The organism is Stenotrophomonas sp. Ste96 (assembly GCF_024519495.1).
In the GTDB taxonomy this organism is placed as follows: domain Bacteria; phylum Pseudomonadota; class Gammaproteobacteria; order Xanthomonadales; family Xanthomonadaceae; genus Stenotrophomonas; species Stenotrophomonas bentonitica_A.
In genome coordinates this window covers 337,871-364,543 of record NZ_JALJRX010000002.1, presented here as the reverse complement: position 1 = coordinate 364,543, position 26,673 = coordinate 337,871, and the positions used below count along the sequence as shown (strand labels likewise).

The 26,673-nt window shown below is 67.2% G+C and carries 19 protein-coding genes; 15 read left to right on the top strand and 4 right to left on the bottom strand.

Translation table 11 applies throughout. From position 1 onward, the window contains the following. Positions 1-2 precede the first annotated feature (2 nt). On the bottom strand, positions 3-1,031 hold the full coding sequence (locus OC373_RS08400; RefSeq protein WP_261997470.1) for an aminoglycoside phosphotransferase family protein: 1,029 nt from the start codon (positions 1,029-1,031) through the stop codon (positions 3-5). Positions 1,032-1,299: 268 nt separating this feature from the next. On the opposite strand from OC373_RS08400, the gene OC373_RS08395 reads away from it, so the two are divergent. Beyond that, positions 1,300-4,419, top strand: a complete 3,120-nt coding sequence (locus tag OC373_RS08395) for a discoidin domain-containing protein (RefSeq protein WP_261997469.1) — start codon at positions 1,300-1,302, stop codon at positions 4,417-4,419. Between the two features lie 13 nt (positions 4,420-4,432). Here the strand turns inward: OC373_RS08395 and OC373_RS08390 are convergent, their stop codons facing one another. Next, the gene (locus OC373_RS08390; RefSeq protein ID WP_261997468.1) at positions 4,433-5,068 is read right to left on the bottom strand and encodes a helix-turn-helix domain-containing protein; all 636 of its coding nucleotides are present in this window, start codon (positions 5,066-5,068) and stop codon (positions 4,433-4,435) included. Between the two features lie 432 nt (positions 5,069-5,500). Here OC373_RS08390 and OC373_RS08385 point away from each other — a divergent pair, with 432 nt between their 5' ends. The 8 genes from OC373_RS08385 to OC373_RS08350 all read left to right on the top strand — a co-directional run bounded on the left by OC373_RS08385 (position 5,501) and on the right by OC373_RS08350 (position 17,468). After that, positions 5,501-7,375 carry a serine hydrolase domain-containing protein gene (locus OC373_RS08385; protein WP_261997467.1) on the top strand — a complete coding sequence of 625 codons (1,875 nt, stop codon included), beginning with the start codon at positions 5,501-5,503 and terminating at the stop codon, positions 7,373-7,375. 34 nt (positions 7,376-7,409) lie between these two features. After that, a complete protein-coding gene (locus OC373_RS08380) occupies positions 7,410-8,408 on the top strand; it encodes a dipeptide epimerase (protein WP_261997466.1) in 999 nt (332 codons plus the stop codon). Next, the gene (locus OC373_RS08375; RefSeq protein ID WP_261997465.1) at positions 8,405-10,429 is read left to right on the top strand and encodes a serine hydrolase domain-containing protein; all 2,025 of its coding nucleotides are present in this window, start codon (positions 8,405-8,407) and stop codon (positions 10,427-10,429) included. Before OC373_RS08380 ends, OC373_RS08375 begins: the two co-directional genes overlap by 4 nt. Before the next feature lie 19 nt (positions 10,430-10,448). Then, the gene (locus tag OC373_RS08370; RefSeq protein ID WP_261997464.1) at positions 10,449-11,753 is read left to right on the top strand and encodes a peptide MFS transporter; all 1,305 of its coding nucleotides are present in this window, start codon (positions 10,449-10,451) and stop codon (positions 11,751-11,753) included. Between the two features lie 79 nt (positions 11,754-11,832). Beyond that, on the top strand, positions 11,833-14,040 hold the full coding sequence (locus OC373_RS08365) for a TonB-dependent receptor (RefSeq protein ID WP_070427223.1): 2,208 nt from the start codon (positions 11,833-11,835) through the stop codon (positions 14,038-14,040). 190 nt (positions 14,041-14,230) lie between these two features. Beyond that, on the top strand, positions 14,231-15,274 hold the full coding sequence (locus OC373_RS08360; RefSeq protein ID WP_070427222.1) for a DUF1611 domain-containing protein: 1,044 nt from the start codon (positions 14,231-14,233) through the stop codon (positions 15,272-15,274). Then, positions 15,271-16,275, top strand: coding sequence for a class A beta-lactamase (gene bla, locus OC373_RS08355; protein ID WP_019183071.1), 1,005 nt, complete (start codon positions 15,271-15,273; stop codon positions 16,273-16,275). The genes OC373_RS08360 and bla overlap by 4 nt, the downstream gene beginning before the upstream one ends. After that, a complete protein-coding gene (locus OC373_RS08350; RefSeq protein ID WP_070427221.1) occupies positions 16,272-17,468 on the top strand; it encodes a hypothetical protein in 1,197 nt (398 codons plus the stop codon). Before bla ends, OC373_RS08350 begins: the two co-directional genes overlap by 4 nt. On the opposite strand, the gene OC373_RS08345 is transcribed toward OC373_RS08350, so the two are convergent. Beyond that, positions 17,438-18,349: a LysR substrate-binding domain-containing protein gene (locus OC373_RS08345; protein WP_261997463.1), complete on the bottom strand. Its 912-nt coding sequence runs from the start codon at positions 18,347-18,349 to the stop codon at positions 17,438-17,440. The genes OC373_RS08350 and OC373_RS08345 overlap by 31 nt on opposite strands. A 262-nt stretch (positions 18,350-18,611) precedes the next feature. Between OC373_RS08345 and OC373_RS08340 the strand changes: the two genes are divergently transcribed. The 4 genes from OC373_RS08340 to lpdA are packed head-to-tail and all read left to right on the top strand — an operon-like array spanning position 18,612 to position 23,667. After that, positions 18,612-19,862, top strand: a complete 1,251-nt coding sequence (locus OC373_RS08340) for a 3-methyl-2-oxobutanoate dehydrogenase (2-methylpropanoyl-transferring) subunit alpha (protein WP_261997462.1) — start codon at positions 18,612-18,614, stop codon at positions 19,860-19,862. 4 nt (positions 19,863-19,866) lie between these two features. Further along, positions 19,867-20,910, top strand: a complete 1,044-nt coding sequence (locus OC373_RS08335) for an alpha-ketoacid dehydrogenase subunit beta (RefSeq protein ID WP_088434370.1) — start codon at positions 19,867-19,869, stop codon at positions 20,908-20,910. Positions 20,911-20,913: 3 nt separating this feature from the next. Continuing rightward, positions 20,914-22,257 (top strand): dihydrolipoamide acetyltransferase family protein, encoded by a 1,344-nt coding sequence (locus tag OC373_RS08330; protein ID WP_261997461.1) that lies wholly within the window; start codon positions 20,914-20,916, stop codon positions 22,255-22,257. A gap of 3 nt (positions 22,258-22,260) precedes the next feature. Then, positions 22,261-23,667, top strand: a complete 1,407-nt coding sequence (lpdA, locus tag OC373_RS08325) for a dihydrolipoyl dehydrogenase (protein WP_261997460.1) — start codon at positions 22,261-22,263, stop codon at positions 23,665-23,667. Positions 23,668-23,820: 153 nt separating this feature from the next. Here lpdA and OC373_RS08320 read toward each other — a convergent pair whose 3' ends face one another. Beyond that, positions 23,821-24,702 (bottom strand): type 1 glutamine amidotransferase domain-containing protein, encoded by an 882-nt coding sequence (locus OC373_RS08320; protein WP_261997459.1) that lies wholly within the window; start codon positions 24,700-24,702, stop codon positions 23,821-23,823. A gap of 96 nt (positions 24,703-24,798) precedes the next feature. Between OC373_RS08320 and OC373_RS08315 the strand changes: the two genes are divergently transcribed. Together OC373_RS08315 and OC373_RS08310 are read left to right on the top strand one after the other, a co-directional pair. Next, positions 24,799-25,722 (top strand): LysR family transcriptional regulator, encoded by a 924-nt coding sequence (locus OC373_RS08315; RefSeq protein ID WP_261997458.1) that lies wholly within the window; start codon positions 24,799-24,801, stop codon positions 25,720-25,722. Positions 25,723-26,275: 553 nt separating this feature from the next. Further along, complete coding sequence (locus OC373_RS08310) at positions 26,276-26,455, top strand: hypothetical protein (RefSeq protein WP_261997457.1); 180 nt, start codon at positions 26,276-26,278, stop codon at positions 26,453-26,455. Positions 26,456-26,673: the final 218 nt, after the last annotated feature.

The following is a 26,673-nucleotide window of genomic DNA, read 5'->3' as shown; positions in this document are numbered from 1 at the left end:
CCTCAGCCCTGTGTGGCCTGCCACGCACGGGCCGCGCAATCGGCGACGTTGCCGGGTGCGAACTGCTCGGCCATGTAACGCAGGGCCTGGCGTCGCTGTGCAGGCGGACGCGCCGTGGCGCCGGGCTCGAGCAGCAGATCATGGAATTCCTGCAGGTCCTGCAGGATCCGCCAGTGGCGGTAGTAGGCCACCCGCAGCGGGTCGACCGTGACCGGCCCGTAGCCCTCGGCGAACCCCGGCGGCTGTTCACGCCCCCAGCGCCCGCCGATGCCTGCGCCGATGAACATCAGATCACGCTCGCGCGGCGCCAGCACCATGTCGTCCCAATCGATCAGAAAGACGCTGGCGCCCGGCCCTACCAGCACATTGCCCGCGTGCAGATCCGCGTGACACAGCACGCGCGGACATCGTCCCTCACCGATCCGCGCGCGCAGCTCGCCACAGCGCTGCCAGATCGCCTCGATCCGCTGGCGATGGCGGCACCACAGTGCCAGGAACTCTTCGCCCAGGGCATCGCGTACGGGTATCCGCGCATCGGCCCGCTGCAGCCACGCGCCGACCCGTTCCACTGCAGTGTCATCGTCGAACACCGGGCGGCGCAGGTGATCGGCGAGCTCGGTCGGCAGCCGCGTCTCATGCACCTGGCGCAGCACCCGTCCGAGCCGTTCCCAATGCCCCCGCGAGAGCGCCTCTTCAAAACCGGAGAACGCCTCGACATACGGAAACAGCGTCCACTGCAGCCCGGCCCAGCTCGCCGCCGCCGCACCATCGCGCGTGGGCAGTGGCGCGATCACTTCCCGAAGGCCGGCGTGGTCGCGCAGGTGGTGCAGCACTGTCCACACCACCGGGGCCACCGCATAGCGGCGGCATTTCAACCACCAGCGCGCGCCGTCCGGGCCAGCCACCTGGTACACCGTCGCCCCCGCATCCGCTCCGCCGGCGCGCTGCAACACCGCGGTGGCACGCACGCCGAACACCTCATCCAGCACCTGGCTGATCTGCGCTGCGGACAACTCTTGTGGATGAAGCATCAATCCAACGCGCGTGATTTATATGTCGCGACTATCGCAGAAGGGTCACGCATCGCCCAGCGCAGTGCATCACGAAAGCGGCAACGCATGCAGCAGGCACGAACGCGTTCACCACGATCCGGCGCGCCGGTGGCTGCGCGACCGGATCGCGACGGCGGCAGGGTGACGGCCCCGGCCATATTGCGACGCGTCATGTAAACGATTACAGGCCCTGCTAGCGTGTGCCCCACCCCGCCGTCGGCGGTCGTTTGAGATCAGGAGCGCGTTGATGGGGCTGCATGCTGACCGTTCAATTGCCGTGCACCGGCCTCGCCGCGTCATGGCCCGCGCCCTGCTCTTCGCCGCCCTCGCCCTGAGCCTGCCCGCGGCTGCCCAGCCCGTGCCGCCGCGCAGCCAGTGGCAGGCCAGCAGTTCCTCGCAGCAGGTGCCGGCGATGGCGGTCAGCCACCTGATCGATGGCGACCCGACCACGGTCACCGGCGGCGCCTTCAGCCCCGGCCACTGGTTCCAGGTGGACCTGGGCCAACCGAGCACGCTCAGCGGCGCGCAGATCACCGGGGATGTGTCCAATCCCGAGGGCTACACCCTGCAGACCTCGCTGGATGGGCAGCAGTGGCAACCGGCCTACACCATGCGCGATTCACTCGGCGGTATCGAGACGCTCTACTTCGCGCCGCGCCAGGCGCGTTATCTGCGCCTGGCCAGTCCGGAGCGCACCTCGGACTGGGGCGTGTCGATCTTCGAACTGGAGCCGCTGGACAGCACCACCAGCGCGCGCGTGGCCGGCGTGGATGCAAGCCGGGCCGCGGCGCTGTGGCAAGGCGGCAGTGCGGTGGCCGTTCCACCTGGCAAGGACGGTGCGCACGCGCTTGACATCGCATTGCCGCGTGCGGTGTCCACTACCGGCCTGGCGGTGGACTGGGCGGGGGCGCACGGCGCCGCGCGGCTGCAGGCGCGTGATGCGCAGGGGCGCTGGGTCGAGCTTGCGAACGACCCGCAGGCCGGTACCCGGCAGCAAAGCTGGTTGGCCGCGCCGGCTGCCGTGACCGCCACGGCGCTGCGCTTGACGGTGGACGGCGGCGCGCCGCAGGTCGCCCGCCTGCGGCTGCTGGGTCCGAAGGCGGTGATGACGCCGATGAAGCGCTATCAGATCGCCGCCAGCGGTGCGCAGCGCGCGTTGTTCCCTGCGTCGCTGCACCTGCAGCAGACCTATTGGACCGCGGTCGGCATCCATGCCGGCCGGCAGAAATCGATCTTCGACGAGTTCGGCAACATCGAGGCGTTCAAGGGTGCACCGCTGGTGCAGCCGATCTGGCGCAGTGCGGACGGTGTCGCCGCGGGTGCCGCCGGGGCGCCGGTGCGGCACGCGCTGCGCGATGGCTGGAAGCCGATGCCGTCGGCAACCTGGTCGCCACAACCGGGGCTTGAGCTGCAGAGCGAAGCGTTCGCCGTCGAGCTCGACGGACAGCCGGTCACCTTCGTGCGCCACCGCCTGCGCAACACCGGCACTGCGCCTGTCAGCGGCACCCTGACGCTGGCGGTGCGGCCGATGCAGATGAATCCACCGTGGCAGAACGGTGGCCTGTCGGCGATCCGCGAGGTCGCCATCGAGGGTCAGCGCGTGCGCGTCAATGGCCGCGCCCTGCTGCAGTCATTGACGCCCGTTGACGCTGCCGGCGCGGCACCGTTCGGCGCGGATGGCAGCACGGAAATCACCACAGCGATCGCCAACGGCACGCTGCCTGCTGCCACGCAGGTACGCGATGCCGAGGGCCTGGCCGCCGCCGCGCTGACCTACCGCATGCAGCTGGCGCCGGGCGACAGCCGTTCGGTGGTGGTCGCGTTCCCGCTGGGCACGGCGCCTTCTGCGAAGGACGGCGCCCTGCCTGAAGCCCCGGCGCTGGATCTGGCCGCCCTTCCGCCTGCACCCGATGCCACCTACGACGCCCTGGCCAAACGTGCCTCGGATGACTGGCAGGCGCGCCTGGGCCAGGTCGGCCTGCGCCTGCCCGACCCCTCGCTGGTGGACATGCTGCGCGCGCAGGCCGCCTACATGCTGATCAACCAGACCGGCCCGGCGATGCAGCCTGGCCCGCGCAACTACAACCGCTCCTTCATCCGCGACGGCATGGCGACCTCCGCAGTGCTGCTGCGCATGGGCGAGTCCAAGGTGGCGCGCGATTACCTGGCCTGGTACAGCGAGCATGGCGTGCACGCCAACGGGCTGGTCTCGCCGATCCTCAATGACGATGGCAGCGTCAACACCGGCTTCGGTTCGGATATCGAGTACGACAGCCAGGGCCAGTACATCGCCCTGGTCGCTGACGTGGCCCGGCTCGATGGCGGCCCGGAGTCGGTGCGGGCCTACCTGCCCAAGGTGAAAGCGGCGATGCGCTTCCTGCAGGAACTGCGCGAGCGCACGCTGGTGCCGGGCTACATGGCCAGCCAGCCCTCGCCCGAACGCTTCGCCGGGATCCTGGCGCCGTCGATCAGCCACGAAGGCTACCCGTCGCCCACGCACAGCTACTGGGATGACTACTGGGGCCTGAAGGGTTGGCATGACGGTGCGTGGTTGGCCGAGTCGCTGGGCGATCACGAAACCGCGGCATGGGCGCGCCAGCAGTACACCGCCCTGCACGACGCACTGGCCGCGTCGATCCGCGCGACGATGGCGTGGAAGGGCATCGACTTCATTCCCTCCTCGGCCGACCTGGGTGATGGCGACCCCACCGGTGTGTCGATCGCGCTGGATCCCACCGGCGCCCAGGATGTCCTGCCTGCGGACGCACTGCGCACGACGTTCGCACGGTATCTGCAGGACGTGCGCAAGCGCAGCGAACTGGGCGCGCTATACGCCTACACGCCGTATGAAATCCGCAACGTGCTGAGCTACGTGCATCTGGACCAGCCCGAGGCCGCCGATGAACTGCTGCAGGGGCTGCTGCACGACCGCCGGCCGCTGGAGTGGCAGGTGCTGGCCGAGGTGGTGCATTCGCGGCTTCGTTTCCCGCGCTACCTCGGCGACATGCCACACACCTGGATCGGCGCCGAGTACGGCCGCACCCTGTTCGGGATGCTGATGCGCGAGGACGATGACGCGCTGTCGCTGCTGCCGGGCACCCCGCCCTCGTGGCTGGCCGGTGACGGGCTGGCCGTGGACCAGCTGCCGACCGCCCATGGCACCCTGGCCCTGCAGGCACGGCAGCACCAGGGAACGCTTCAGGTCACGCTGGGCAAGGGGCTGCGCACGGGCACCGCGGTGCGGGTCTGGTGGCCGAGCCGCACGCGCCCCACCACCGTGCGGGTGGATGGACGCATGCTCACTGATTACGACGCACGCGGTGTACGGCTCAACCAGCCATTCCGCCGCCTGGAGGCGACCTGGTGAGGCTGGGGACGGGTCAGACCCCGCCCTCCTGCTCATGCAGGGTGATCAGCGATTCCATCAGATCCTCATCCGCGCCGGCACAGACGGCCAGCAGCACCGCTTCCTCGCAGCCGGTATCGACGATGTAGGCGTGGCCCATCTGGCTGTCGATGTAGATGCCCTGCCCGGTCTCCAGCACCACCGGATCGTAGAACTCGGTGTGGACCTGGATGCGGCCTTCCATCACGTGCACGTACTCCTCGCCCGGGTGGCGGACCAGTTCGCCGAACTCGGCCGTGGTCTTGGCGCGCACCTTGGTGAGGATCGGGATCATCCGCTTGCGGCGCAGTTCCGTGCACAGATAGTAGTAATCGTAGTTGTCGGTTTGCACGCGCAGCGCCTTGTCCAGCGAGCCGAGGCTGCGGCGGGCGGTGACCGGCTTGGGCGCGCTGTCCGAATCCGGCTCGGAGAACAGCTCGGACATGCGCAGGTTCAAACGCTGCGCCAGATGCTGCAGCTTGTCGTAGGTCAACGTCAGGCGGTCGTGTTCGATCTTCGACAACGTGGACAGGGGGATTTCGGTGTGTTCGCTCATTTCCTTGAGCGTCCACCCCTGGCGCGTGCGCAGGCCGCGCAGCAGGGTTCCGAGCGTCGGGCTTTTCGGGCTCATCGACAGGACCTTTGGGCTATTGCTGGTGAAGTTGTGGATACGATACTACGTAGAGATGAATGCCATCCTGATCAGGATGGTTTCTTGTCGCGTTCGCCTCCGATCGCCGCCTCCACTGCCCTGAAAACGTTCCCAATTGCCGCGGAATAGCGCGTTCAGGACACCCACCCGTCACATTTGCCCCATCGCGCGTGATCCGGCGACGATCACGCGCATTTGACAATTCTCTAATCAGGAATATTGTTGTCTGATTGAGATGGTTTTTGGCCCTCCGATGATTCGCTCCGGGGTGCCGCGTCTTCCAGTTCCAGAGGGGATCGTCACATGCGTGCGTTGTCAGGACTTGTCGCGTTGTGTTGTGGGCTGTTGCTGTCGTTCCAGGCCGAGGCACAGCGGCCACCCTCCCCACCCCAGGACGCCCCCGCGCCCGGCGTGGATTCCGTTCCCGGGCTGACTGCCGAGGATGCGACCACCTGGCTGGACGGCTTCGTGCCCTATGCCATCGCGCGTGGCGATATCGCCGGCGCCGCGGTGACGGTGGTCAAGGACGGACGGATCCTGGTCCGTCGCGGTTACGGCGTCTCCGACGTGGAGAAGCAGACCCCGGTGGATCCGGACCGCACCCTGTTCCGGATGGCATCGGTGTCCAAGCTGATGACCTGGACCGCGGTCATGCAGCTGGTGGAAGCCGGCAAGCTGGACCTGGACGCGGACATCAACCGGTACCTGGATTTCAAGGTGCCCGAACGCGGCCTGCCGATCACGCTGCGGCAACTGATGACGCACACCGGCGGCTTCGAAGCCAACATCAAGTACATGTGGACCACCGAGGCGGTGGCCGAGGCCGGGGGCGTCGAACTGGGGCCGTATCTCAAGCGCCGCATACCGGCGCAGATCTTCGCGCCGGGCACCGTGCCGGCGTATTCGAACTACGGCACCAGCCTGGCCGGCTACATCGTCGAGCGCGTGTCCGGCCAGCCGTTCGCCGAGTACGTCCAACAGCACATCTTCGCCCCGCTGCAGATGCAGCACGCCAGCTTCCGCCAGCCGCTGCCGCCGGCGCTGCGTGCGCTGGTCAGCAAGGGCTACGCACTGGGGTCGGGCAAGCCGCGCGAGTTCGAAGTGACGCCGTCGGCCCCGGCCGGTGCGCTGTCGGCCACCGCCAGCGACATGGCGCGTTTCATGATCGCGCATCTGAACGCGGCGGGCGGGCACGACACGGCCATTCTGAAAGCGGCCACCAGCCAGTTGATGCTGACCCCGCAGACGCGCTTCGCGCCACCGCTGAACACCATGGCGCTCGGGTTCTACGAGATCGATGTCAACGGCCAGCGCGTGGTCTCCCACGCCGGTGACACGTACTCGTTCCACTCGCAGCTGTTCCTGTTCCGCGACCACGATGTCGGCCTGTTCATCACCCTCAACAGCGCCGGCGCCAATGGCATCACCGGCCAGATCCGGCGGGAGCTGCTGGAGAACTTCGCCGACCGTTACTTCCCGGCGCCCGCCGTGGCCGCGGCACCGGTGGTCGACGCCGCGCTCGCCAAGGACCAGGCGCGCCAGCTGGCCGGGCCGAGCTACCTCGATTCGCGCCGCGCCGAAACCGGTATCGGCCGCACCGGCATCCTTACCCAGACGCGCCTGGAGGCCCTCGGCGATGGCAGCCTGCGCCTGCCGCGCATGAAGCAGCCAAATGGCCAGCCCACCACCTTCAAGCCGATCGCACCGTGGCTGTGGCAGGCGAACAACAGCGAGCTGCGCCTTGCCGCCATCCTCAAGGACGGCAAGCCGGTCGGCTTCGCTGTGGACTCATCCTCCCCGTTCAACGTGTTCCTGCGCGCGGAAGGCTATCGCTCCGCCGTGTGGCTCAAGCCGGTGCTGACCGCGGCCGTCGCGGTGTTGGCGCTCTCCGCGCTGGCATGGCCGATCGCCGCGTGGGTGCGGCGTCGCCACGGCCGCGGGCTGGGCTGGCCGCGCAGGACGCTGCTGGCCTACCGCCTCAGCCGCGCAGCGTGCTGGTTCATGCTGCTGGTACCCGCCGTGGCGATGGCGGTAATGGCCTGGGCCTCGGCGGACTTCGCGCGCCTGGATGATCGTCTCGATCCGGCGGTGATCGGGCTGGGCATCGCTTCGGTGATCGCGATCATCGGCGGGATCGGATCCACCGCCTGGAACCTGGTGCAGACCTTCCGCGCCGGACGCGGCTGGCTGGCGCGCCTGTGGGCGGTGCTGCTGCTGATCTCGGCCTGCGTGCTCGCCTATGCCCTGGTCCTGATGGGCCTGGCCGACTTCGCACTCACCTACTGACCCGTAGCCCCGACCATGGGGCTGGAGACATCCTGTGAAATTGACCCTGCAGATCGACTCGCTTGCGTTGCTGGCCCCGTTCCGGATCAGCGGCTACGTGTTCGAGCACGCGCCGGTACTGCGCGTGGAACTGGAAGACGGCGGCCATCGCGGCCGTGGCGAAGCCAGCGGCGTGTACTACTTCGATGACACCCCCGAGCAGATGCTGGCCACGCTGGAGCTGCTGCGTGCGCGGATCGAAGCAGGCATCACCCGTGCCGAACTGCAACAGCTGCTGCCGCGCGGCGGCGCGCGCAATGCACTGGACTGCGCACTGTGGGACCTGGAAGCGAGCCGCACCGGCAAGCCTGCCTGGGCCCTGGCCGGTCTTTCGCAGACGCGTCCATTGCTGACCACGTGGACCCTCGGCGCCGATGATCCGGCGACGATGCAATCGATCGCCACCGGCCGCTATGCGCCCGCCAGGGCGCTCAAGCTCAAGCTCAGCGGCGATCTGGATATCGATGTCGAACGCGTGCGCGCGGTGCGCAAGGTGCGCCCGGATGTCTGGATGGGCGTGGATGCCAACCAGGGCTATACCGTGGATGCGCTCGATGCCCTGATTCCGGTGCTGCTGGAGAACGACATCAAGCTGCTGGAACAGCCGCTGCAGCGCGGGCGCGAGGGCGAACTCAAGGGCTATGCGCGACCGCTGCCGTTCGCGGCCGATGAGAGCGTGCAGGACGCATCGGAAATCGAGGCGCTGGCGGGTCTGTTCGACGTGATCAACATCAAGCTCGACAAGGCCGGCGGGCTGACCGAAGGCCTGGCGATGGTCGGCAAGGCGCGCGCCCTGGGCATGCAGGTGATGGTCGGCAACATGATCGGCAGCAGCTGGGCGATGGGCCCGGCCTTCATCGTGGGCCAGCATTGTGACGTGGTCGATCTGGATGGCCCGTTGTTCCTGCGCGATGACCGGGTGCCGGGCCTGCGCTACGACGAGGGCCTGGTGCACTGCGACGACGCCGTATGGGGCAAGGGAGTGCACGCATGAACACGACATCGCATCGTCCGCGCGCGACCCAGTGGCGCACGTTGATCTCCGGCATGCTGCTGGCATCGACCGCAGCGTTCTCGCCGCTGCATGCGCAGGCGCCGACGCCTGCTGCTGCACCGGTGCCCGCGACCACCGAATCGCCTGACACCGTCACGCCCGCGTCGGCGCCGACCGGCACGCTGGATGCGGCCCGGGTCGATACCTTCCTCGATGGCCTGGTGCCCTACCTGATGGCCCAGGGCGACCTCGCCGGCGCCGTGGTCACCGTGGTCGAGAACGGCAGGGTCGTCACCGAGCGCGGCTTCGGTTTCTCCGATGTCGAAAAACGCACGCCGGTGGATCCCAAAACCACCCTGTTCCGCCCGGGCTCGATCTCCAAGCTGTTCGTCTGGACCTCGGTGATGCAGCTGGTTGAACAGGGCAAACTGGACCTGGACGCCGACATCAACACCTACCTGGACATCAAGGTCCCGGCCAAGGGTGAGCCGATCACGCTGCGGCAGATCATGACCCACACCAGCGGTCTGGAAGAGCGCATGCGCTACCTGATCGTGCTGGGTCCGGACCATCCGGCCAACCGCGACAACTACCTCAAGGACTGGGTGCCCAACCAGATCTCCGCACCCGGCACCACACCGGCGTACTCCAACTACGCTACGGGTATCGCCTCGTACATCGTCGAGCGCGTCAGCGGCCAGCGCTTCGAGGATTACGCCAGGCAGCACATCCTGCAGCCGCTGGACATGCAGTACGCCAGCTTCGAACAGAAACTGCCGGCCGAGCTGCTGCCGCACGCCGCCAAGGGATATCTGCTGGGCTCGGGCAAAAGCTACCCGGCCGAGAAGAACACCGCGCCGGGCGTGGGCGGTCTGTACGCCTCCGGTTCGGCGATGTCACGTTTCATGATGGCCACGCTCAACCACGGCGAACTCGACGGCCAGCGCATCATGCGCGCCGAGACCAACGCACAGATGCTGACCCCGCAGGCCGCGTTCCTGCCGCACCTGCCGCGCATGACCCTGGGCTGGATGGCCTCGGACACCGGCGGCTATGACACCCGCTCACACGGCGGCACGATGCTGTTCTTCTACTCGTGGCTGTGGATGATTCCGGAACGCAACATCGGCGTATTCGTTTCCACCAACAGCGTGGGCCGTGATGCCGCCGGCTCGGCACTGCGTGCCCAGGTGTGGGAGCGCTTCGTCGAGAACTTCCTGCCGACCCTGCCGATCGAACGCGCCGGCCCGGGCGTGGGTGCCGCCACTGCCCGCGAGCATGCCGCTGCGCTGGCCGGGATGAACTGGCAGAGCACGCGCCGTTCGGACAGTTCCTATCTGCGCATGCTGTCGCTGTTCGCACCGACCCGCGTGCACCCGCAGGAAGACGGCACGATCACCGTTGACGGCCAGAAGGGCCTGAACGGCCAGCTGCTGCGCTGGCGCGAGGTGTCACCGTGGCTGTGGCAGCAGGAAAACGGGCGTGGCCTGCTGGAAGTGAAGGTCAAGGATGGCCGCCCGGTGTACTTCTCCGGCGGTCCGTTCGCCTCGGTGTTCGGCTTCGAGCCGATCCCGGGCTGGCGTTCGCCGGCGTGGCTGCGCCCAGCGCTGTTCGTCGCACTGGGGTTGCTGACACTGTCGGCCGTCCTGCGCATCGGCGGCGTGTTCGTGCGCCGTTACTACCGTGCCATCGCGCCGGTCGAAGGCCGTGGCCTGCGCTGGTTGCAGACGCTGGCGCTCACCACGCAGCTGGGCACCGTGATCGCCTGGGCGCTGTACGTGAAATCGATCGCTGGCCCGGGCGCGATCTCCTCGTACACCAACGGGCCGTTGATCCTGGTGCAGGCGCTGTCGTGGCTCAGCGTCATCGCCGCCATCGCACTGGTCTGGGTGGCGGTCCGCGCGCCGGCCAGCTGGCCGCGCGGGCGTCGCTACGGCGCATGGGTGGTCGCACTGGCAGGGCTGGTGGTCGCGTTCGTCGCCATCACCCAGCGCCTGATCAGTACCGGCCTGCAGCTCTGACCGCCGGACGCCCCGCCAGATGAGCCTCCAAGTACCGCGCAAGGCCTGGTTCGGGCAACCGCCAGGCCTGACCATCCTGTTCCTCACCGAGATGTGGGAGAAATTCTCCTACTACGGCATGCGGGCCCTGCTGGTCTATTACATGACCAAGCAGCTGCTGTTTTCGCAGGAACAGGCCTCGCTGGTCTATGGCCTGTACACCGCGCTGGCCTACCTCAGCCCGGTGTTCGGCGGCATGCTCGCCGACCGCTGGCTGGGCAAACGGCGCGCAGTGATCCTGGGCGGGGCGATCATGGCGTTCGGCCATTTCCTGATGGCCTTCGATGCACTGCTGTATCCCGCGCTGCTGGCGATCATCCTGGGCAACGGGCTGTTCCTGCCCACCCTGCCCGGCCAGGTCGGCGATCTGTACACGCGCGATGACCCGCGCCGTGGCTCAGCGTTCAACGTGTACTACGTGGGCATCAACCTCGGCGCGTTTCTGGCGCCGCTGGTCTGCGGCACGCTGGGCGAGGTGTATGGCTGGCACGTGGGCTTTTCCGCCGCCGGCATCGGCATGCTGCTCGGGCTGGTGATCTACATCACCGGCCGCCGCCACCTGCCACCGGATCCGCCGCGCAGCGAGCGCGCCACGCTGCCGTTCTCGGCGTTGTGGCAGCCGGCCTACCGGCCCTTGCTGCAGCTGATGACGATGATCGCCGGGTTGATCGTGATCTTCCGCCTGGCCTACGAGCAGATCGGCAACACGATCGCGATCTGGCTCGACACCGGGGTGGACCGCGTGCTCACCGCGGACTTCACCCTGCCAATGACCTGGTTCTTCTCGCTCAATCCGCTGCTGGTGTTCCTGATCACGCCACTGCTGGTGCGTCGCTGGACGCGCCAGGCACGCGATGGCCGCGAGCCGGCCGCACTGACCAAGATGGCCATCGGTGCCGCGGTGGTCGGGCTGTCGTTCGCGCTGGTGGCGGTGCTCGGCGGTGAACCGTCGGCCAAGGTCGGCTGGCTGTGGGCCGCGCTGTTCTTCGCGATCTTCACCTTCGGCGAGCTCTTCATCCTGCCGGTGGGGCTGGGCCTGTTCGCCCGCCTGGCGCCGGTGGGCTTCGGTGCCACCATCATCGCGTTCTGGTTCCTGGCCTCGTTCGGCGGCAACCTGCTGGCCGGCGCGGTCGGCACGCTGTGGTCGACGCTTTCCAGCACGGTGTTTTTCGCCCTGATGGCGGGCACCTGCTTGTTCGTTGCGGTCCTGCTGCTGCGCCTGGAGCGTCGGGCACGGCCACTGCTCGCCAACAACGCAGCCCCCACCCAATCCCCTGCGGACTGACGCCACGCGGCTGTACCAGCCGTGGCTGGCGACCGTGTTTTCTGCCTGACCCCGTCCCTGATTCCGGAGAGACCGCCACATGCGCAAGCCGATCAACCGCTCGATCCTCGCCTCCACCATCACCCTGTGCTGCATGGGCCTTGCCACCACCGCGATGGCGCAGGATGCCGACGCCGATGACAGCCGCAGCACCCCCGATGTCGTGGAGCTGGACCGCGTGGTGGCCACCGCGCAGAAGCGCAGCGAGAACGTCATGGAGGTGGCGGCCGGCGTGAGCGTGATCAGCGAAGAACGCCTGGAAGCGTTCGGTGCGACCCGCTTGAACGACTTCGCCGCCTACGTGCCCGGCTTCCAGGTCGACAGTGGCGGCGCGCCGGGCCAGACCACGATGGCGCTGCGCGGTGTCGCGCCCCTCGGCGGCGGTTCGATCATCGGCACCTACATCGATGACACCCCGATCGGCCCCAGCAGCAACAAGCAGCGCGCGACCACCTACGCGCTGGATCTGCTGCCGTATGACATCCAGAGCGTGGAAGTGCTGCGCGGCCCGCAGGGCACCCTGTATGGCGCCAGCTCGATGGGCGGCCTGTTCAAGTACATCACCAAGGCCGCCGATCCGGACGGCTTCGAGTTCCGCGCCGGCATGGACGTCAACGCCACCAAGGAAGCGGGCGACGTGGGCACCGGCGTGCGCACCTCGTTCAACGTGCCGCTGATCGAAGGCAAGCTGGGGCTGCGTGCCAGCCTGTCGCGCCAGGGCACGCCCGGCTATGTGGACCAGCCCGACCTCACCGGCGACAACGCCAAGGACAGCAACGGCTATTACCAGCTCGCCTCCCGGCTGGCATTGACCTGGCGCATCAGCGACACCGCCAACCTGCGCGTGCAGGCGTTGTCGCAGATCGTGGATGCCGACAACTCCAGCGCGGTGGGCCTGACCTATCCGACGCTGGAGCCGATCCGCGGCCCGCTCGAAGGCATCCTGCAGCGGGCGACCCCGTACCGGATGGAGACCGACTACTACTCGGCGATCCTGGACTGGGATCTGGGCAACGTTGATTTCGTCTCCGCGACCAGCTTCTCCGAGACCCGCATGGATGAGGTGCAGGACTCCACGCTGGTCTATGGCGTGGCATGGCCGCTGCTGACCCCGTACCCGGCCGGCCAGGCGCAGTTCGATGTATTTCTCGGCACCCGCAAATGGACCCAGGAGTTCCGCCTCAGCTCCAAGGAGAGTGAGCGCTTTGAATGGTTGCTGGGCACTTTCTTCACCGGCGAGAAGAACGCCAACCGCCAGCAGGTCAGTGCCTACGATGCCAACGGCATCCCGCTGCCGTTCAATCCCGGCACCGCCAGCCTGCCCGGCACCTATGACGAGCAGGCGATCTTCGCCGACGTCACCTACAAGTTCAGCCCGCGCGTCGATGTCTCTGCCGGTGTGCGGCATGCGCGCAACCAGCAGGATTTCGAGCAGCACAGCACCGGCCTGCTGTACGGCCCGCGGCCGATCGATCTGGCCGACTCCGCCGATGACAGCGTGACCACATGGAAGCTGGCCTCGCGCTGGCACCTCAACGACAGCACGATGATCTACGCGCGCTACGCCACCGGCTACCGCCCGGGCGGACCGAACGTATCGACCTCCGGCGTGGTGCCGATGACCAAGGCCGACACCCTGGACAACCTGGAGCTCGGCTTCAAATCGCACTTCTGGGACCGCCGCGCGATGATCGACCTGGCGCTGTTCCGGATCGACTGGGACGACATCCAGGTGCGCGTCTCCGAGAACGGCCTGAGCTGGATGGGCAACGCCGGCAGCGCGCGCAGCCAGGGGGCGGAACTGAGCCTGATGGTGCGGCCGGCCGAGCGCCTCACACTCGGCCTCAATGCGGCCTACATCGATTCGACGATCGGCGACGTACCGGCCTCCAGCGGCCTGGTCTCGGGCAGCCGCATGCCGATGACGCCGCGGCTGAGCTGGTCGGGCACGATCGACTACGACGTCGATGTGAGCGACCAGTGGCGGGGCCGGGTCGGTGCCGGCTATCGGGTCACCGGCGAGCGCGTGGCCGGGGCGTACGACATCGACAGCTACAACGCGCTGGACCTGCATGCCGAGCTGACCAACATGACGTGGACGGTCCGCCTGTATGCGCGCAACGCCACCGACGAACGCGCGTACGTCTCCACCGGCTCGGTGCGAGACGCGCTCAACCGCTATGTCGCGGTGACCGGCGTACCGCTGCAGCCGCGCACGATCGGCATGTCCATCGACTATCGCTACTGAGTCCAGCCACCTGCCATGGCGGCGCCCCGAGCTGCCGCCGGACCACCCGTCGGAAGAGAAATGGAATAATCCTAATTAGGTTGCATATTCTCTGATTAGGACTTATACAGATCCAACCAGGTCAAACAACAGCGAGCCCCTCGTGAATGCTTCCCCTGCTCTCTTCTCTCCCCCGACCACTGGATCCGCCATGAGCTCGACGCCCACTGCCGCCGTGCAGGCCCTTGCCGCCCTCCCCCAGCCGTACCTGCTGTTCCTGGGCGACACCACCGAAGCCGGCTTCGCCAAGACCGCGATCGGCCTGCACGACTGGGCCCCGGAAGTGTGCGTGGCCGAGTGGAGCCTGCCGGGCTGCCCGATCAGCACCGGCCTGCCGAGCATGACGCCGGCCCAGGCGCGCGCGGCCGGTGCACGTGCGATGGTGATCGGCGTGGCCAACGGCGGTGGCGTGATTCCGCCGCAGTGGCTGCCGGCCCTGGTCGATGCGTTGGAAAACGGGCTGGACCTGGTCAGCGGCATGCACCAGAAGCTGGGTGACATTCCGGAACTGGCGGCCGCAGCCGAACGCCATGGGCGCGAACTGATCAACGTGCGCGTGCCGCCGCGTGGCATTCCGGTCGGCAACGGCCGCAAGCGCACCGGCAAGCGCGTGCTGACCGTCGGCACCGACTGCGCGCTGGGCAAGAAGTACACCGCCCTGGCCCTGGCGCGTGGCCTGCGCGGCCTCGGCGTGGATGCCGACTTCCGCGCCAGCGGCCAGACCGGCATCCTGATTGCCGGCAGCGGCATTCCGATGGACGCGGTGGTGGCCGACTTCTCCGCCGGCGCCGCCGAACTGCTCAGCCCGAACGCGGCCGATGATCACTGGGATGTCATCGAAGGCCAGGGCTCGCTGTTCCATCCTGCCTACGCCGGTGTCAGCCTCGGCCTGCTGCACGGCAGCCAGCCCGATGTGTTCGTGGTCTGCCACCAGCCGGGGCGCAAGCATGTGCTCGGCTATCCGGACTACCCGCTGCCCTCCATCGAGGAAGTGATCGCGCTGACCGTGCAACTCGGGCGCCGGACCAATCCGGATATCCGCTGCGTCGGCGTCAGTCTCAATACCCATGGCATGACCGACGCCGCGGCAACGGCCGCCTGCGCCGAAGTCAGCGCGCGTCTTGGTCTGCCGGTGGCCGATCCGATGCGGCAAGATGGGGAATTCAACCGCCTGCTGGAGGCCTGCATCGCATGAAGATGACATCCCGTACCTTGAGCCTGTGCGTGGCGGCGTTGCTGGGCCTGAGCCCGCTCGCCGCGTTCAGCGCCGGCAAGACCAGCCCGGTGGAAACCGAGGTCGCGCGGCTGGCCACCCTGATCGACGGCAAGGTCGGTGTCTCGGCGTGGCGCCTGGATGGCAAGGGCGAGCAGGTCCATCTGAATCCCGATGAAGGGTTCCCGATGGCCAGCACGTTCAAGGTGGCGGTCGCGGCGGTGATCCTGACCAAGGTGGATGCCGGCGAACTGGCGTTGACCACGATGGTGCCGGTGCCGAAATCGTTCTATGTCGATTCGGAAGTCATCGCGGACCGCTTCATCCATGACGGTGTGAGCCTGTCGGTGCACAACCTGCTGGAGGTCATGCTGACCCAGAGCGACAACACCGCCACCGACGTGCTGGTGGCGCAGGCCGGCGGACCGGCCGCGGTCACCGCCTGGCTGCGCGCGCAGGGCATCGAAGGCCAGCGCCTGGATCGCAACACCCGGCAGCTGCTGAGCGATATCTTCGGCCTCGGCGATGAGCCGCTGACCAAGGAGCGCGTCGCCGAACTGACCCTCGATCCGGAGGTGGTCAAGCGCACGAAAGCCGGCAACGAGGCCTTCGACAAGGACCCGCGCGACACCTCCACGCCACGCGCGATGTCGACCCTGTTGACCAGACTGTTCACCGGCAAGGCCCTGAGCCCGGCCAGCACCGAGGTGCTGGTGCAGATCATGGAACGTTGCCGGACCTGCAGCGCGCGCCTGCGTGGCAGCCTGCCGCCGGGCACCAAGGTGGCCGACAAGAGCGGTACCGTGGCCGGCACCGTCAATGATGTCGGCGTGGTCACCCTGCCCGATGGCAGCCAGTTCGCGATCTCCGTGTTCGTCAAAGCCAGCAATGCCCCGCGCAGCGAACGTGAGCGTGTGATCGCCGAGATCGCCCGCACCGTGCGCGACTTCTACCTGCTGCAGCCGACGGCCGCGCGCAAGTGACCGCCGCCGCCAGCCGGTTCCAGCGGTACCTGTTGCCCGGCCTGGCGTTCAAGTCCGCCGTGATCGGCGGCGGATACGCGACCGGCCGTGAGCTGGCGGAGTTTTTCCTGCCATCGGGCCCCTGGGGCGGCCTGGCCGCGATGGTGTTGTCGATGCTGATCTGGAGCGTGATCTGCATCCTGACGTTCCTGTTGGCCCGGGCGATCCGGGCCAACGATTACCGCACCTTCTTCCGGCATCTGCTGGGCCGTGGCTGGTGGACCTTCGAAGTGGCCTACCTGGCGCTGATTGTGGTGGTGCTGGCGGTATTCGGCGCGGCCGCCGGCGAACTCGCCGCGACCATGTTCGGTTGGCCACGGATCGTCGGCACGCTGGTGCTGGTGGCGATCATCACCGGCGTGGTGCAGGCCGGGACCAACGCCGTCGAACGCATGTTCAAGCTGATGTCGGCGTTCATGTACCTGGTCTACGCCATTGCCGCGTGCCTGATTCTGTATCGCTTCGGCGGCGGCGCGATGGCGCAGCTTTCGAACACGCATGAGCTCGGCCAGGACTGGGTGCTCAACGGCGTGACCTACGCCGGCTACAACATGTTCGCGGCGGTCTCGATCCTGCTGGTGGTGCGCCACCTGCTGTGCCGGCGCGATGCGGTGATCGCCGGCGCCCTGGCCGGCCCGTTGGCGATCCTGCCGGCGATCGTGTTCTACGTCTGCATGATCGCGTTCCTGCCGGACATCGCCGACGCGCCGCTGCCCTCGGACCTGATGCTCGGCCAGCTCGGCCTGCCATGGTTCCAGTGGTTGTTCCGGCTGATGATCATGGTCGCGCTGGTCGAAACTGGCGTCACGCTGATGGCCTCGGTGGACGGCCGCATCAGCGTCAACTGGAAGGAACGTACCGGCGCCGCCCCGGGCCGCGGCATGCGCGTGGCGATCATTGCCGCCATCCTGCTGATGGCCGTGTTCCTGGCCGATGGGATCGGACTGGTCGCGCTGATCGCGAAGGGCTACCGGCTGCTGGCGTATGCGATCCTGGCCACCTATGTGGTGCCGCTGCTGGCGTACTCGGCGTGGCAGATCTGGACACGCCATGGGCAGGCCTTCACCGCGCCCGTGGGCGAGCTGCCCGATCCGCGGCCTGCGCTGGCCGATGCGCTCGGCGCTCACCCGCCACAGGCAAAGACCAGGAACTGATGCAGTGCGCGTGCCGGCGCGGACAGGTCTTCGTCCGGGCGCCAGACCAGGCCGACTTCCATCGGCGGCACCGCATCGGTGAGGGTGCGCACGTCGATCCGGCGCCCCTCCAGCGACCACGGGCGGTAGACCATGTCCGACAGGATGCTCACCCCGAAGCCGTAGGCGACCATGCCGCGCAGCGCTTCCAGCGACGAGGTGCGGAACACCACGTTGGGTTCGCGCCCGACCGAGCGCCAGTAGCGCGTCGCCGACTCCTGCCCTTCGTCCACCATCAGCATGATGTATGGATACGGCTCGACGTCGGCCGGGCTGATCACGGGCAGCTGCAGCAGCGGGTGCGACTCGGACAGCCACAGTTGGCGGCGCGAACGGATCAGCACCTGCCGCCGCAGCACATAGGGCTCGGCCATGTTGGAAATGATGCACAGCCCGAAATCCAGGTCGCCGCTGCCGACGCCCTGCTCGATCGCGGCACGGTCCATATCGACCAGATCCACCTCCACCTGCGGATAGGAGCGCTTGAAGCGCGCCAGCAGGCTCGGCAGGAAGTAACCGAGCACGGTGTAGGACGCGCCGATCCGGACCCGGCCCGGCAGGGTGTTGGCCAGGAACATCGGCTCGCTGAGGGCATCCTGCAGCGTGTCCAGGATGTGCCGCACATGCTGGTGGAACCGATGGCCCTCGGCGGTCAGCCCGACCCCGTGCGGCATGCGGTCGAACAGTTTCAGCCCCAGCGAGGTTTCCAGCTGGGCGACCGCCGTGGTGATCACCGACTGGGAGACGTGCAGCTTGCGTGCGGCCTGTGAGAACTGCCCCAACTCGGCAGCTTCGGCAAAGTACCGCAACTGGCGCAGGGTCATGTTGGCTGGGATTTGCATGCACGAGCTCCCGCGGAATGAAGATATCTGAATAAACAATACCTCATACGCAATTAAACAAATTTACGATAAGCCGCTGTGCCTCTAGACTTCACATCGGGTGCAATGCGCCATGGCCCCAGCCGCCTTGCAAGCGCTGGTCCTTACCCGCTTCGCGACGAGATCCTGACCGGATGTCGGCGCGCCAACATCGCCATTACCGTTGCCCCCCGCCTGCGGTATGCCTGTAGCTCCATGACCCAAGCCCAGCGAGGCCCCTGACATGTCATCACCCCAGATCCCCGCCACGAGCGAGCCGTTGCGTCTGCACGTGCCCGAGCCCAGCGCCCGTCCCGGCGAGGCCACCGACTTTTCCTATCTGAAGCTGAGCCCCGCCGGCGCGGTCGACAAGCCGCCCGTGGACGTGAGCGCCAGCCAGACCGCACCGCTGACCAGCCAGCTGATCCGCGTGCTGGATGACAACGGCGACGCCGTGGGCCCGTGGGCCGCCGATATCGACGACGCCGTGCTGCTGCGTGCCATGCACGCCATGCTCAAGACGCGCGCCTATGACGCGCGCATGCTGATCGCCCAGCGCCAGAAGAAGACCTCCTTCTACATCCAGTGCCTGGGTGAGGAAGCCATCGCCGTCGGCCAGACCCTGGCGCTGCGCGATGACGACATGCAGTTCCCGACCTACCGCCAGCAGGGCATCCTGGTCACCAAGGAAGTGCCGATGGTGGACATGATGTGCCAGGTGCTGTCCAACGCGGCCGACCCGCTGAAGGGCCGCCAGCTGCCGATCATGTACTCCTACAAGGATTACGGCTTCTTCTCGATCTCCGGCAACCTGACCACCCAGTACATCCAGGCGGTGGGCTGGGCGATGGCCTCGGCGATCAAGGGCGACACCCGCATCTCCACCGCATGGGTCGGTGATGGCGCCACCGCCGAAGGTGACTTCCACGCCGCGCTGACCTTCGCGCACGTGTACCGCGCCCCGGTCGTGCTCAACGTGGTCAACAACCAGTGGGCGATCTCCACCTTCCAGGCCATCGCCGGCGGTGAGAACACCACCTTCGCCGCGCGCGGCGTGGGCTACGGCATTCCGTCGCTGCGTGTGGACGGCAACGATCTGCTGGCCGTGTACGCCGCTTCGCGCTGGGCCGCCGAACGCGCCCGCAGCAACCTGGGGCCGACCCTGATCGAGTGGGTCACCTATCGCGCCGGCCCGCATTCGACCTCGGATGATCCCTCCAAGTACCGCCCTGCCGACGATGCGCAGCAGTTCCCGCTCGGCGATCCGATCGACCGCCTGAAGCAGCACCTGATCAAGCGTGGCCTGTGGAGCGAGCAGCAGCACGACGCGCTCCGCGCCGAACTGGATGCCGAGATCCTGCGTGCCCTCAAGGAAGCCGAGACCCACGGGTTGCTCGGCAGCGACAACCGTCCCGGCGCGGCCCTCATGTTCGAAGACGTCTACAAGGACATGCCCGAACATCTCCGTCGCCAGCGTCAGCAGTTGGGAGTCTGAACACATGAGCGGGATTGAACAGAACAACACCGGCGGTACGCCGATGACCATGATCCAGGCGCTGCGCTCGGCGATGGACGTGATGCTGGAACGCGACGACAACGTGGTGATCTTCGGCCAGGACGTGGGCTACTTCGGCGGCGTGTTCCGCTGCACCGACGGCCTGCAGACCAAGTACGGCAAGCAGCGCGTGTTCGATGCGCCGATTTCCGAGAACGGCATCGCCGGCGCGGCGATCGGCATGGCCGCCTACGGCCTGCGCCCGGTCGCTGAAATCCAGTTCGCCGATTACATCTACCCGGCCTACGACCAGATCGTGTCCGAAGCGGCGCGCATGCGCTATCGCTCCGGCGGCAGCTTCACCTCCTCGCTGGTGTTCCGCACCCCGTGTGGCGGTGGCATCTACGGCGGCCAGACCCACAGCCAGAGCCCGGAGGCGATCTTCGCCCATGCCACCGGCCTGCGCACCGTCATGCCCTCCAACCCGTACGACGCCAAGGGCCTGCTGATCGCCTCGATCGAGAACGACGATCCGGTGATCTTCCTGGAGCCCAAGCGCCTGTACAACGGCCCGTTCGACGGTCACCACGACCGCCCGGTCACGGCGTGGTCCAAGTACCCGGACAACCTGGTGCCGGAGGGTTACTACAACGTGCCGCTGGACAAGGCCGCCATCGCCCGCGAAGGCAAGGCACTGACGATCATCACCTACGGCACCACCGTGTGGGTGGCCAAGGCCGCCGCCGAAGATGCCGGGATCGATGCCGAAGTGATCGACCTGCGCAGCCTGTGGCCGCTGGATCTGGAGGCCATCGTCACTTCGGTCAAGAAGACCGGCCGCTGCATCGTGCTGCACGAAGCCACCCGCACCTGCGGCTTCGGCGCCGAACTGGTCGCCCTGGTGCAGGAGCATTGCTTCTACCACCTGCAGGCCCCGGTGGAACGCGTTACCGGCTGGGACACCCCGTATCCGCACGCGCAGGAATGGGACTACTTCCCGGGTCCGTCCCGGGTCATCGATGCAATGCAGCGCGTGCTGGAGGACTGAACCATGGGACATCACGTCATCAAGATGCCGGACATCGGTGAAGGTATCGCCGAAGTCGAACTGATCACCTGGAAGGTCGAGGTCGGTGGCCCGGTCGCCGAAGACCAGGTCGTGGCCGAGGTCATGACCGACAAGGCCATGGTCGAGATCCCCTCCCCGGTCGCCGGTACCGTGGTCTCGCTGGGCGGCAAGCCCGGCCAGATGATGGCCGTCGGCAGCGAGCTGATCCGTCTGGAAGTGGAAGGCGCCGGCAATGCCAGCGCCGCCAGTGCGCCGGCCGCCGCCGCACCTGCCGAACCGGTTGCTGCACCCAAGGCTGCTGCACCGGCAGCTGCACCCGCGGCCGCCGCCGAGCCTGCACCGGTTGCAACGCCGGCCAAGGCTGCCGCAGCGCCCGCACCCGCCCCTGCCGCCAAGCAGGACGCGCGCGGCGCGGTCACCAACGGCGTGCTCAACGCCGGTGAAGCCCCGCTGGCCTCGCCGGCCGTGCGCCGCCGCGCCTGGGATCTGGGCATCGAGCTGCGCTACGTGCCGGCCACCGGCCCGGGCGGCCGCATCCTGCAGGCCGATCTGGACGCCTACGCCGCCGCCGGTGGCAAGGCGCAGCCGGTTGGCGGCAGTGCCGGCGGCAGCAGCTACGCGCGCCGTACCGGCGAGCAGCAGGTGCCGATCATGGGCCTGCGCCGCAAGATCGCGCAGAAGATGCAGCAGTCGTGGTCGACCATTCCGCACATCACCTATGTGGAAGAAATCGACGTCACGGAAGTGGAAGCCCTGCGCGCCAAGCTCAACGAGCGCTGGGCCAAGGAGCGCGGCAAGCTGACCCTGCTGCCGCTGCTGGCACGCGCGGTGGTGCTGGCCGCACGCGACTTCCCGCAGATGAACGCCCGCTTCGATGACCAGGCCAACATCGTGACGCGCTACGAGGGCGTGCAGCTGGGCATCGCGACCCAGAGCGAGGTCGGCCTGTCCGTGCCGGTGGTCGCGCATGCCGAATCGCTGGACCTGTGGCAGACCGCCACCGAGATCGCGCGCCTGGCCAATGCCGTGCGCGTCGGCAAGGCGACCCGTGAGGAGCTGTCCGGCTCGACCATCACCATCAGCAGCCTCGGTGCCGTTGGCGGTGTGGTGTCGACCCCGATCATCAACCACCCGGAAGTGGCGATCGTCGGCGTGAACCGCATCATCGAACGCCCGATGTTCCGCGAGGGCCAGGTGGTGGCACGCAAGCTGATGAATCTGTCGTCCTCGTTCGACCATCGCATCGTCGATGGCATGGATGCGGCCGAGTTCGTGCAGGCGATCCGTACGCGCCTGGAAACCCCGGCCCTGCTGTTCGTGGAGTAAGCGATGTCCAATACCCTTCAAACCCAGCTGCTGATCATCGGCGGCGGTCCCGGCGGTTACATCGCCGGCATCCGCGCCGGCCAGCTCGGCGTCAAGACCATCGTGGTCGAGGGCGTCAATCCGGGTGGCACCTGCCTCAACATCGGCTGCATTCCCTCCAAGGCGCTGATCCATGCCGCAGAGGAATTCGCCAAGGTCACCGCCTATGCGGCAGGCACCTCGCCGCTGGGCATCAGCGTGCAGGCCCCGTCGCTGGACCTGGCCAAGACCGTCGCGTGGAAGGCCGGCATCGTCAAGAAGCTGACCGGTGGCGTCAGCGCACTGCTGAAGAAAAACGGCGCGCAGCTGATCAAGGGCTGGGCCACGATCGTCGACGGCAAGACCGTCGAGATCGCCGGTGCCGCCGAAGACGGCGGCACGCTGCGCATCACCTGCGAGCACCTGCTGCTGGCCACCGGCTCGGTGCCGGTGGAACTGCCGTTCCTGCCGTTCGGCGGCAAGGTCATCTCCTCCACCGAAGCCCTCTCGCCGACCTCGCTGCCGAAGCAGCTGATCGTCGTCGGTGGCGGTTACATCGGCCTGGAACTGGGCACGGTGTACCGCAAGCTCGGCTGCGAGGTCACGGTAGTCGAAGCCCAGGAACGCATCCTGCCGGCCTACGACGCCGAGCTGACCAAGCCGGTGGCCACGCATTTGGAGAAATCCGGCGTGAAGCTGCTGACCGGCCACAGCGTGCTCGGCCTGGCCGACAACGGCCAGCTGCGCGTGCGTGACAAGGACGGTAACGAAATCGCGCTGGACGCCGACCAGATCCTGGTCGCGGTCGGCCGTCGCCCGAAGACCGACGGCTTCAATCTCGAATCACTGCAGCTGGATCTGACCGGCAAGGCGATCAAGATCGACGACCAGTGCAAGACCTCGATGCGCAACGTGTGGGCCATCGGCGATGTCGCCGGTGAGCCGATGCTCGCGCACCGTGCGATGGCACAGGGCGAACTGGTGGCCGAGATCGTGAGCGGCAAGAAGCGCCACTTCGTGCCGGCCGCGATTCCGGCGGTGTGCTTCACTGACCCGGAAATCGTGGTGGTCGGGCTGTCACCGGACGAAGCCAAGGCACAGGGCATCGAGACCAATGTCGCGCTGTTCCCGTTCGCCGCCAATGGCCGCGCGATGTCGCTGGAATCCACCGATGGCTTCGTGCGCGTCGTCGCGCGCAGCAGCGACCACCGCATCCTCGGCTGGCAGGCCGTGGGCGTGCAGGTCTCGGAGCTGTCCATCGCCTTCGTGCAGTCGATTGAGATGGGCGCCACGCTGGAAGACATCGCCGGGACGATCCATCCGCACCCGACGCTGGGTGAGGCGGTGCAGGAAGCGGCGCTGCGTGCGTTGGGGCATGCGTTGCATATCTGAGGTGGTCTGCAGGTCCGAGCCATGCTCGGACGCTTTACAGGCACCAAAACAAACGGCCCGCATTGCGGGCCGTTTGTTTGTTGGCGTAAAACGATGCGGCACGCGCATGTGCCGATCTATGCCACATGGCGCGATGACCGGCCGCCAGACCCCCTACTTCTGGATGCTGCTGGAATCCAGCGCCGAGTCCTTTTCGATCCTCAGCCGCTCAACCAACCGCTGTCCCACCTCCAACGCCGAAGCCGGGTTCTGCCCGGTGATCAGCTCACGATCCACCACCACGTGGACGGTCCACGGCGTGGTGTTGCTGCTGAAGCGCGCACCCGCCCGCTCCAACCCCGTCTGCGGGTAGAACCTCATCTCACCGCCGCCAAGCATCGGCTTGGCCTGCTCTTCTTCCTGGTTGCTGATCACCGTCATCTGATAGCCACTGTAGATCCACTTCGGTGTGGTGGGCTTGGCTCCCGCTTCCAGCTTCGCTACGAAACCGTCGGCATCCGGCAGCGTGGACAGCAACGCGATCGGCCCGTGGCAAACCAGCGCGGTGGTCTTGTTGCGCTGGTGGAAGTCGGCCAGCAGCCGGCCCAGCGCCGAGCTCTTCAGCAGATCCTGCATCGGCGCGTGGCCACCGGGAATGTAGACCGCGTCGAAGTGTGCGTAGCCCTGCTGCTCGACGCGCGCCAGGCTGACCACCGGCGAGGCCGTCGGCGAGGTCAGCGCCAGCTTCTCCAGCAGGTCCTTGTGCAGCTTCAGCTGCGCGGCATCGTTGCCGAAGTACGCCGCCGTCACCGAGGACGCATCCACCGTCGGCGCCCGCCCCTGCGGCGTGGCGAAGGTTACCTCGTGACCCGCGTCCAGCAGCAGCTTGACCGGCTGCATCAACTCGTTGAGATAAAAGCCGGTGGACAGCACCTTGCCGTCCTTCAGGTCCAGGTGGCTTTCGTCGGACAGCACCACCAGCACGTTGGCGGCATGCGCGCCGCTGGTGCCCAGGGTCAGGGCCAGCGCTGCGGCCAGCCGGGTCATCAGGTTCATGGAAAGCTCCTATCGGGGAATGGCCGCCACTTTATTCATCGCCCCAGCGGCGATAAATTGGCCACATCGCAAAACATCTGTTCCCTGGAGAGCCAAATGAGCCGCAAGTTCGACTACCTGGGCGATGTGGAAGTGTTCATGGCGGTAGTCGAGCACGGCTCGTTCACCGCCGGCGCGGTGGCGCTGTCTACCACGCCCTCGGTGCTGAGCCGCGCGGTTACCCGGCTGGAAGCGCGGCTGGGCCGGCAGCTGCTGCAGCGGACCACCCGCCGCGTGGGCCTCACCGACGCCGGGCGGCTCTACCGGGAACAGGTGCGCACCGCCTTCGGCCTGCTGGACGACGCCGCGCGCGACGTGCAGGGCCAGGACGGCGCGCTGGCCGGCCGCGTGCGCCTGAGCGTGCCCACCACCTATGGCCACTGCCGGCTGCCGCCCGTGCTGGCGCGCTTTGCGCAGCAGTATCCGCAGGTGCAGGTGGAACTGAACATCACCAACCGCAACGTGGACCTGGTGGCTGAAGGCTTCGACCTGGCCATCCGCTTGGGCCAGCTGCCGGACAGTGGGCTGGTGGCGCGCAAGTTGGAAGACGCCCCACTGCTGCTGGTGGCCGCGCCGGACTACCTGCAACGCCGTGGCACGCCGCAGACGCTGGACGATCTGCAGCAGCACCTGTGCCTGCCCTTCGTGATGCCGCGCACCGGGCGGCTGGCGCCTTGGATCTTCCGCGATGGCGGGCGCGACGTGGACTGGCTGCCGCGTTCGTCCATCGAGACCTCCGACGATGTGCTGGGCGTGGTGTCACTGGCCGAACAGGGGATCGGCATCTGCCAGAGCTATGCGTTCATCGTGCGCGAGCGGTTGCAGCGCGGGCAGCTGGTGGAAGTGCTGCCGCAGCTGCGGGGGAGATCGCGGCCGTTCTCGGTGATCTATGCGCCGCACCGGCGGCAGTCGGCGGCGGCGCGGGCGATGATTGAGCTGTTGGTAGGGTATGCGTCGGCGGTTGAGGAAGGCGTCGGCTAAGAATGCGATGCCTAATTGCGGTGTCGGGTTTGAACCGATTTTCGGACCACGCGGCAGATCAGGCGGCGTGGCCACCCGATGCAGACTAAGAACTGTTGCAAAGAAGGCCATCGCACTATTCGCTTGCGGCATCGGCGATTGCGCCACTTTGATTCGCAATCAACATAGCGGCTGCGCGAATGCGTCTCGTGGCGTCGCGTGCTGCACGAATGGCGCGTGCAACAATAGGTCTTCGCTCTCGAATCGCGCGATTTCTTCGCGAATTTCAATTTGCATTCGAAGCGGCAGCGTAAACACCATGGCGCGCCACCGACAACGGGTGGCATCGGGTCTGCAAACCCGTGATGAGCAACGACTGTTGTTTACGCTTGCCCGTCGGCACCGTCCTTAACCGGTGCCGGCGGGCAATCCGTCGGCCTCTATGGCGGGCGGTGCGTGGGAGTCTTCGGACTCACCGGATTATTCGTTGCTTCATCCCGGTTTGCAGCCACGCATCGTCCGCCACCCCGCTCACGCGGTGGCGCTGTTAAGCACAGCCAAGGAAACCGACGCCATGAGCGAATCCGACACCTTCTCTTCGTACGCCGCAGTTGAGCCCATCAACGACGACACTCCACTGCCGGACCTGAGCACCTTCTTGGGCATTCTCAAGCGCATGCGCGCATGCGCGGATGCGAGGGGGCTGACGGGCTGCCCTGGCCGGAGAATGACGTGTCACCCGGCCGCCGCGTGAGCCTGGCAAGAACCGAGCGCGCGTTGGTGGGGTTGCTGACGGTGCTGGAAGTGCTGCACTCGGCAGATCGCTGCCGGGTGGCAGCGGAGCCGGAGCGGCATTTGGATGAGGGTGTTGTTGATGGGCTGTTTCTGGCTTGTCGTGGGCTGGCTGAGTGGGCTTGTCGGGAAATCAGGCCAGAGTGACGCCCAATTGTCCGGACACAAATGCCATAACGC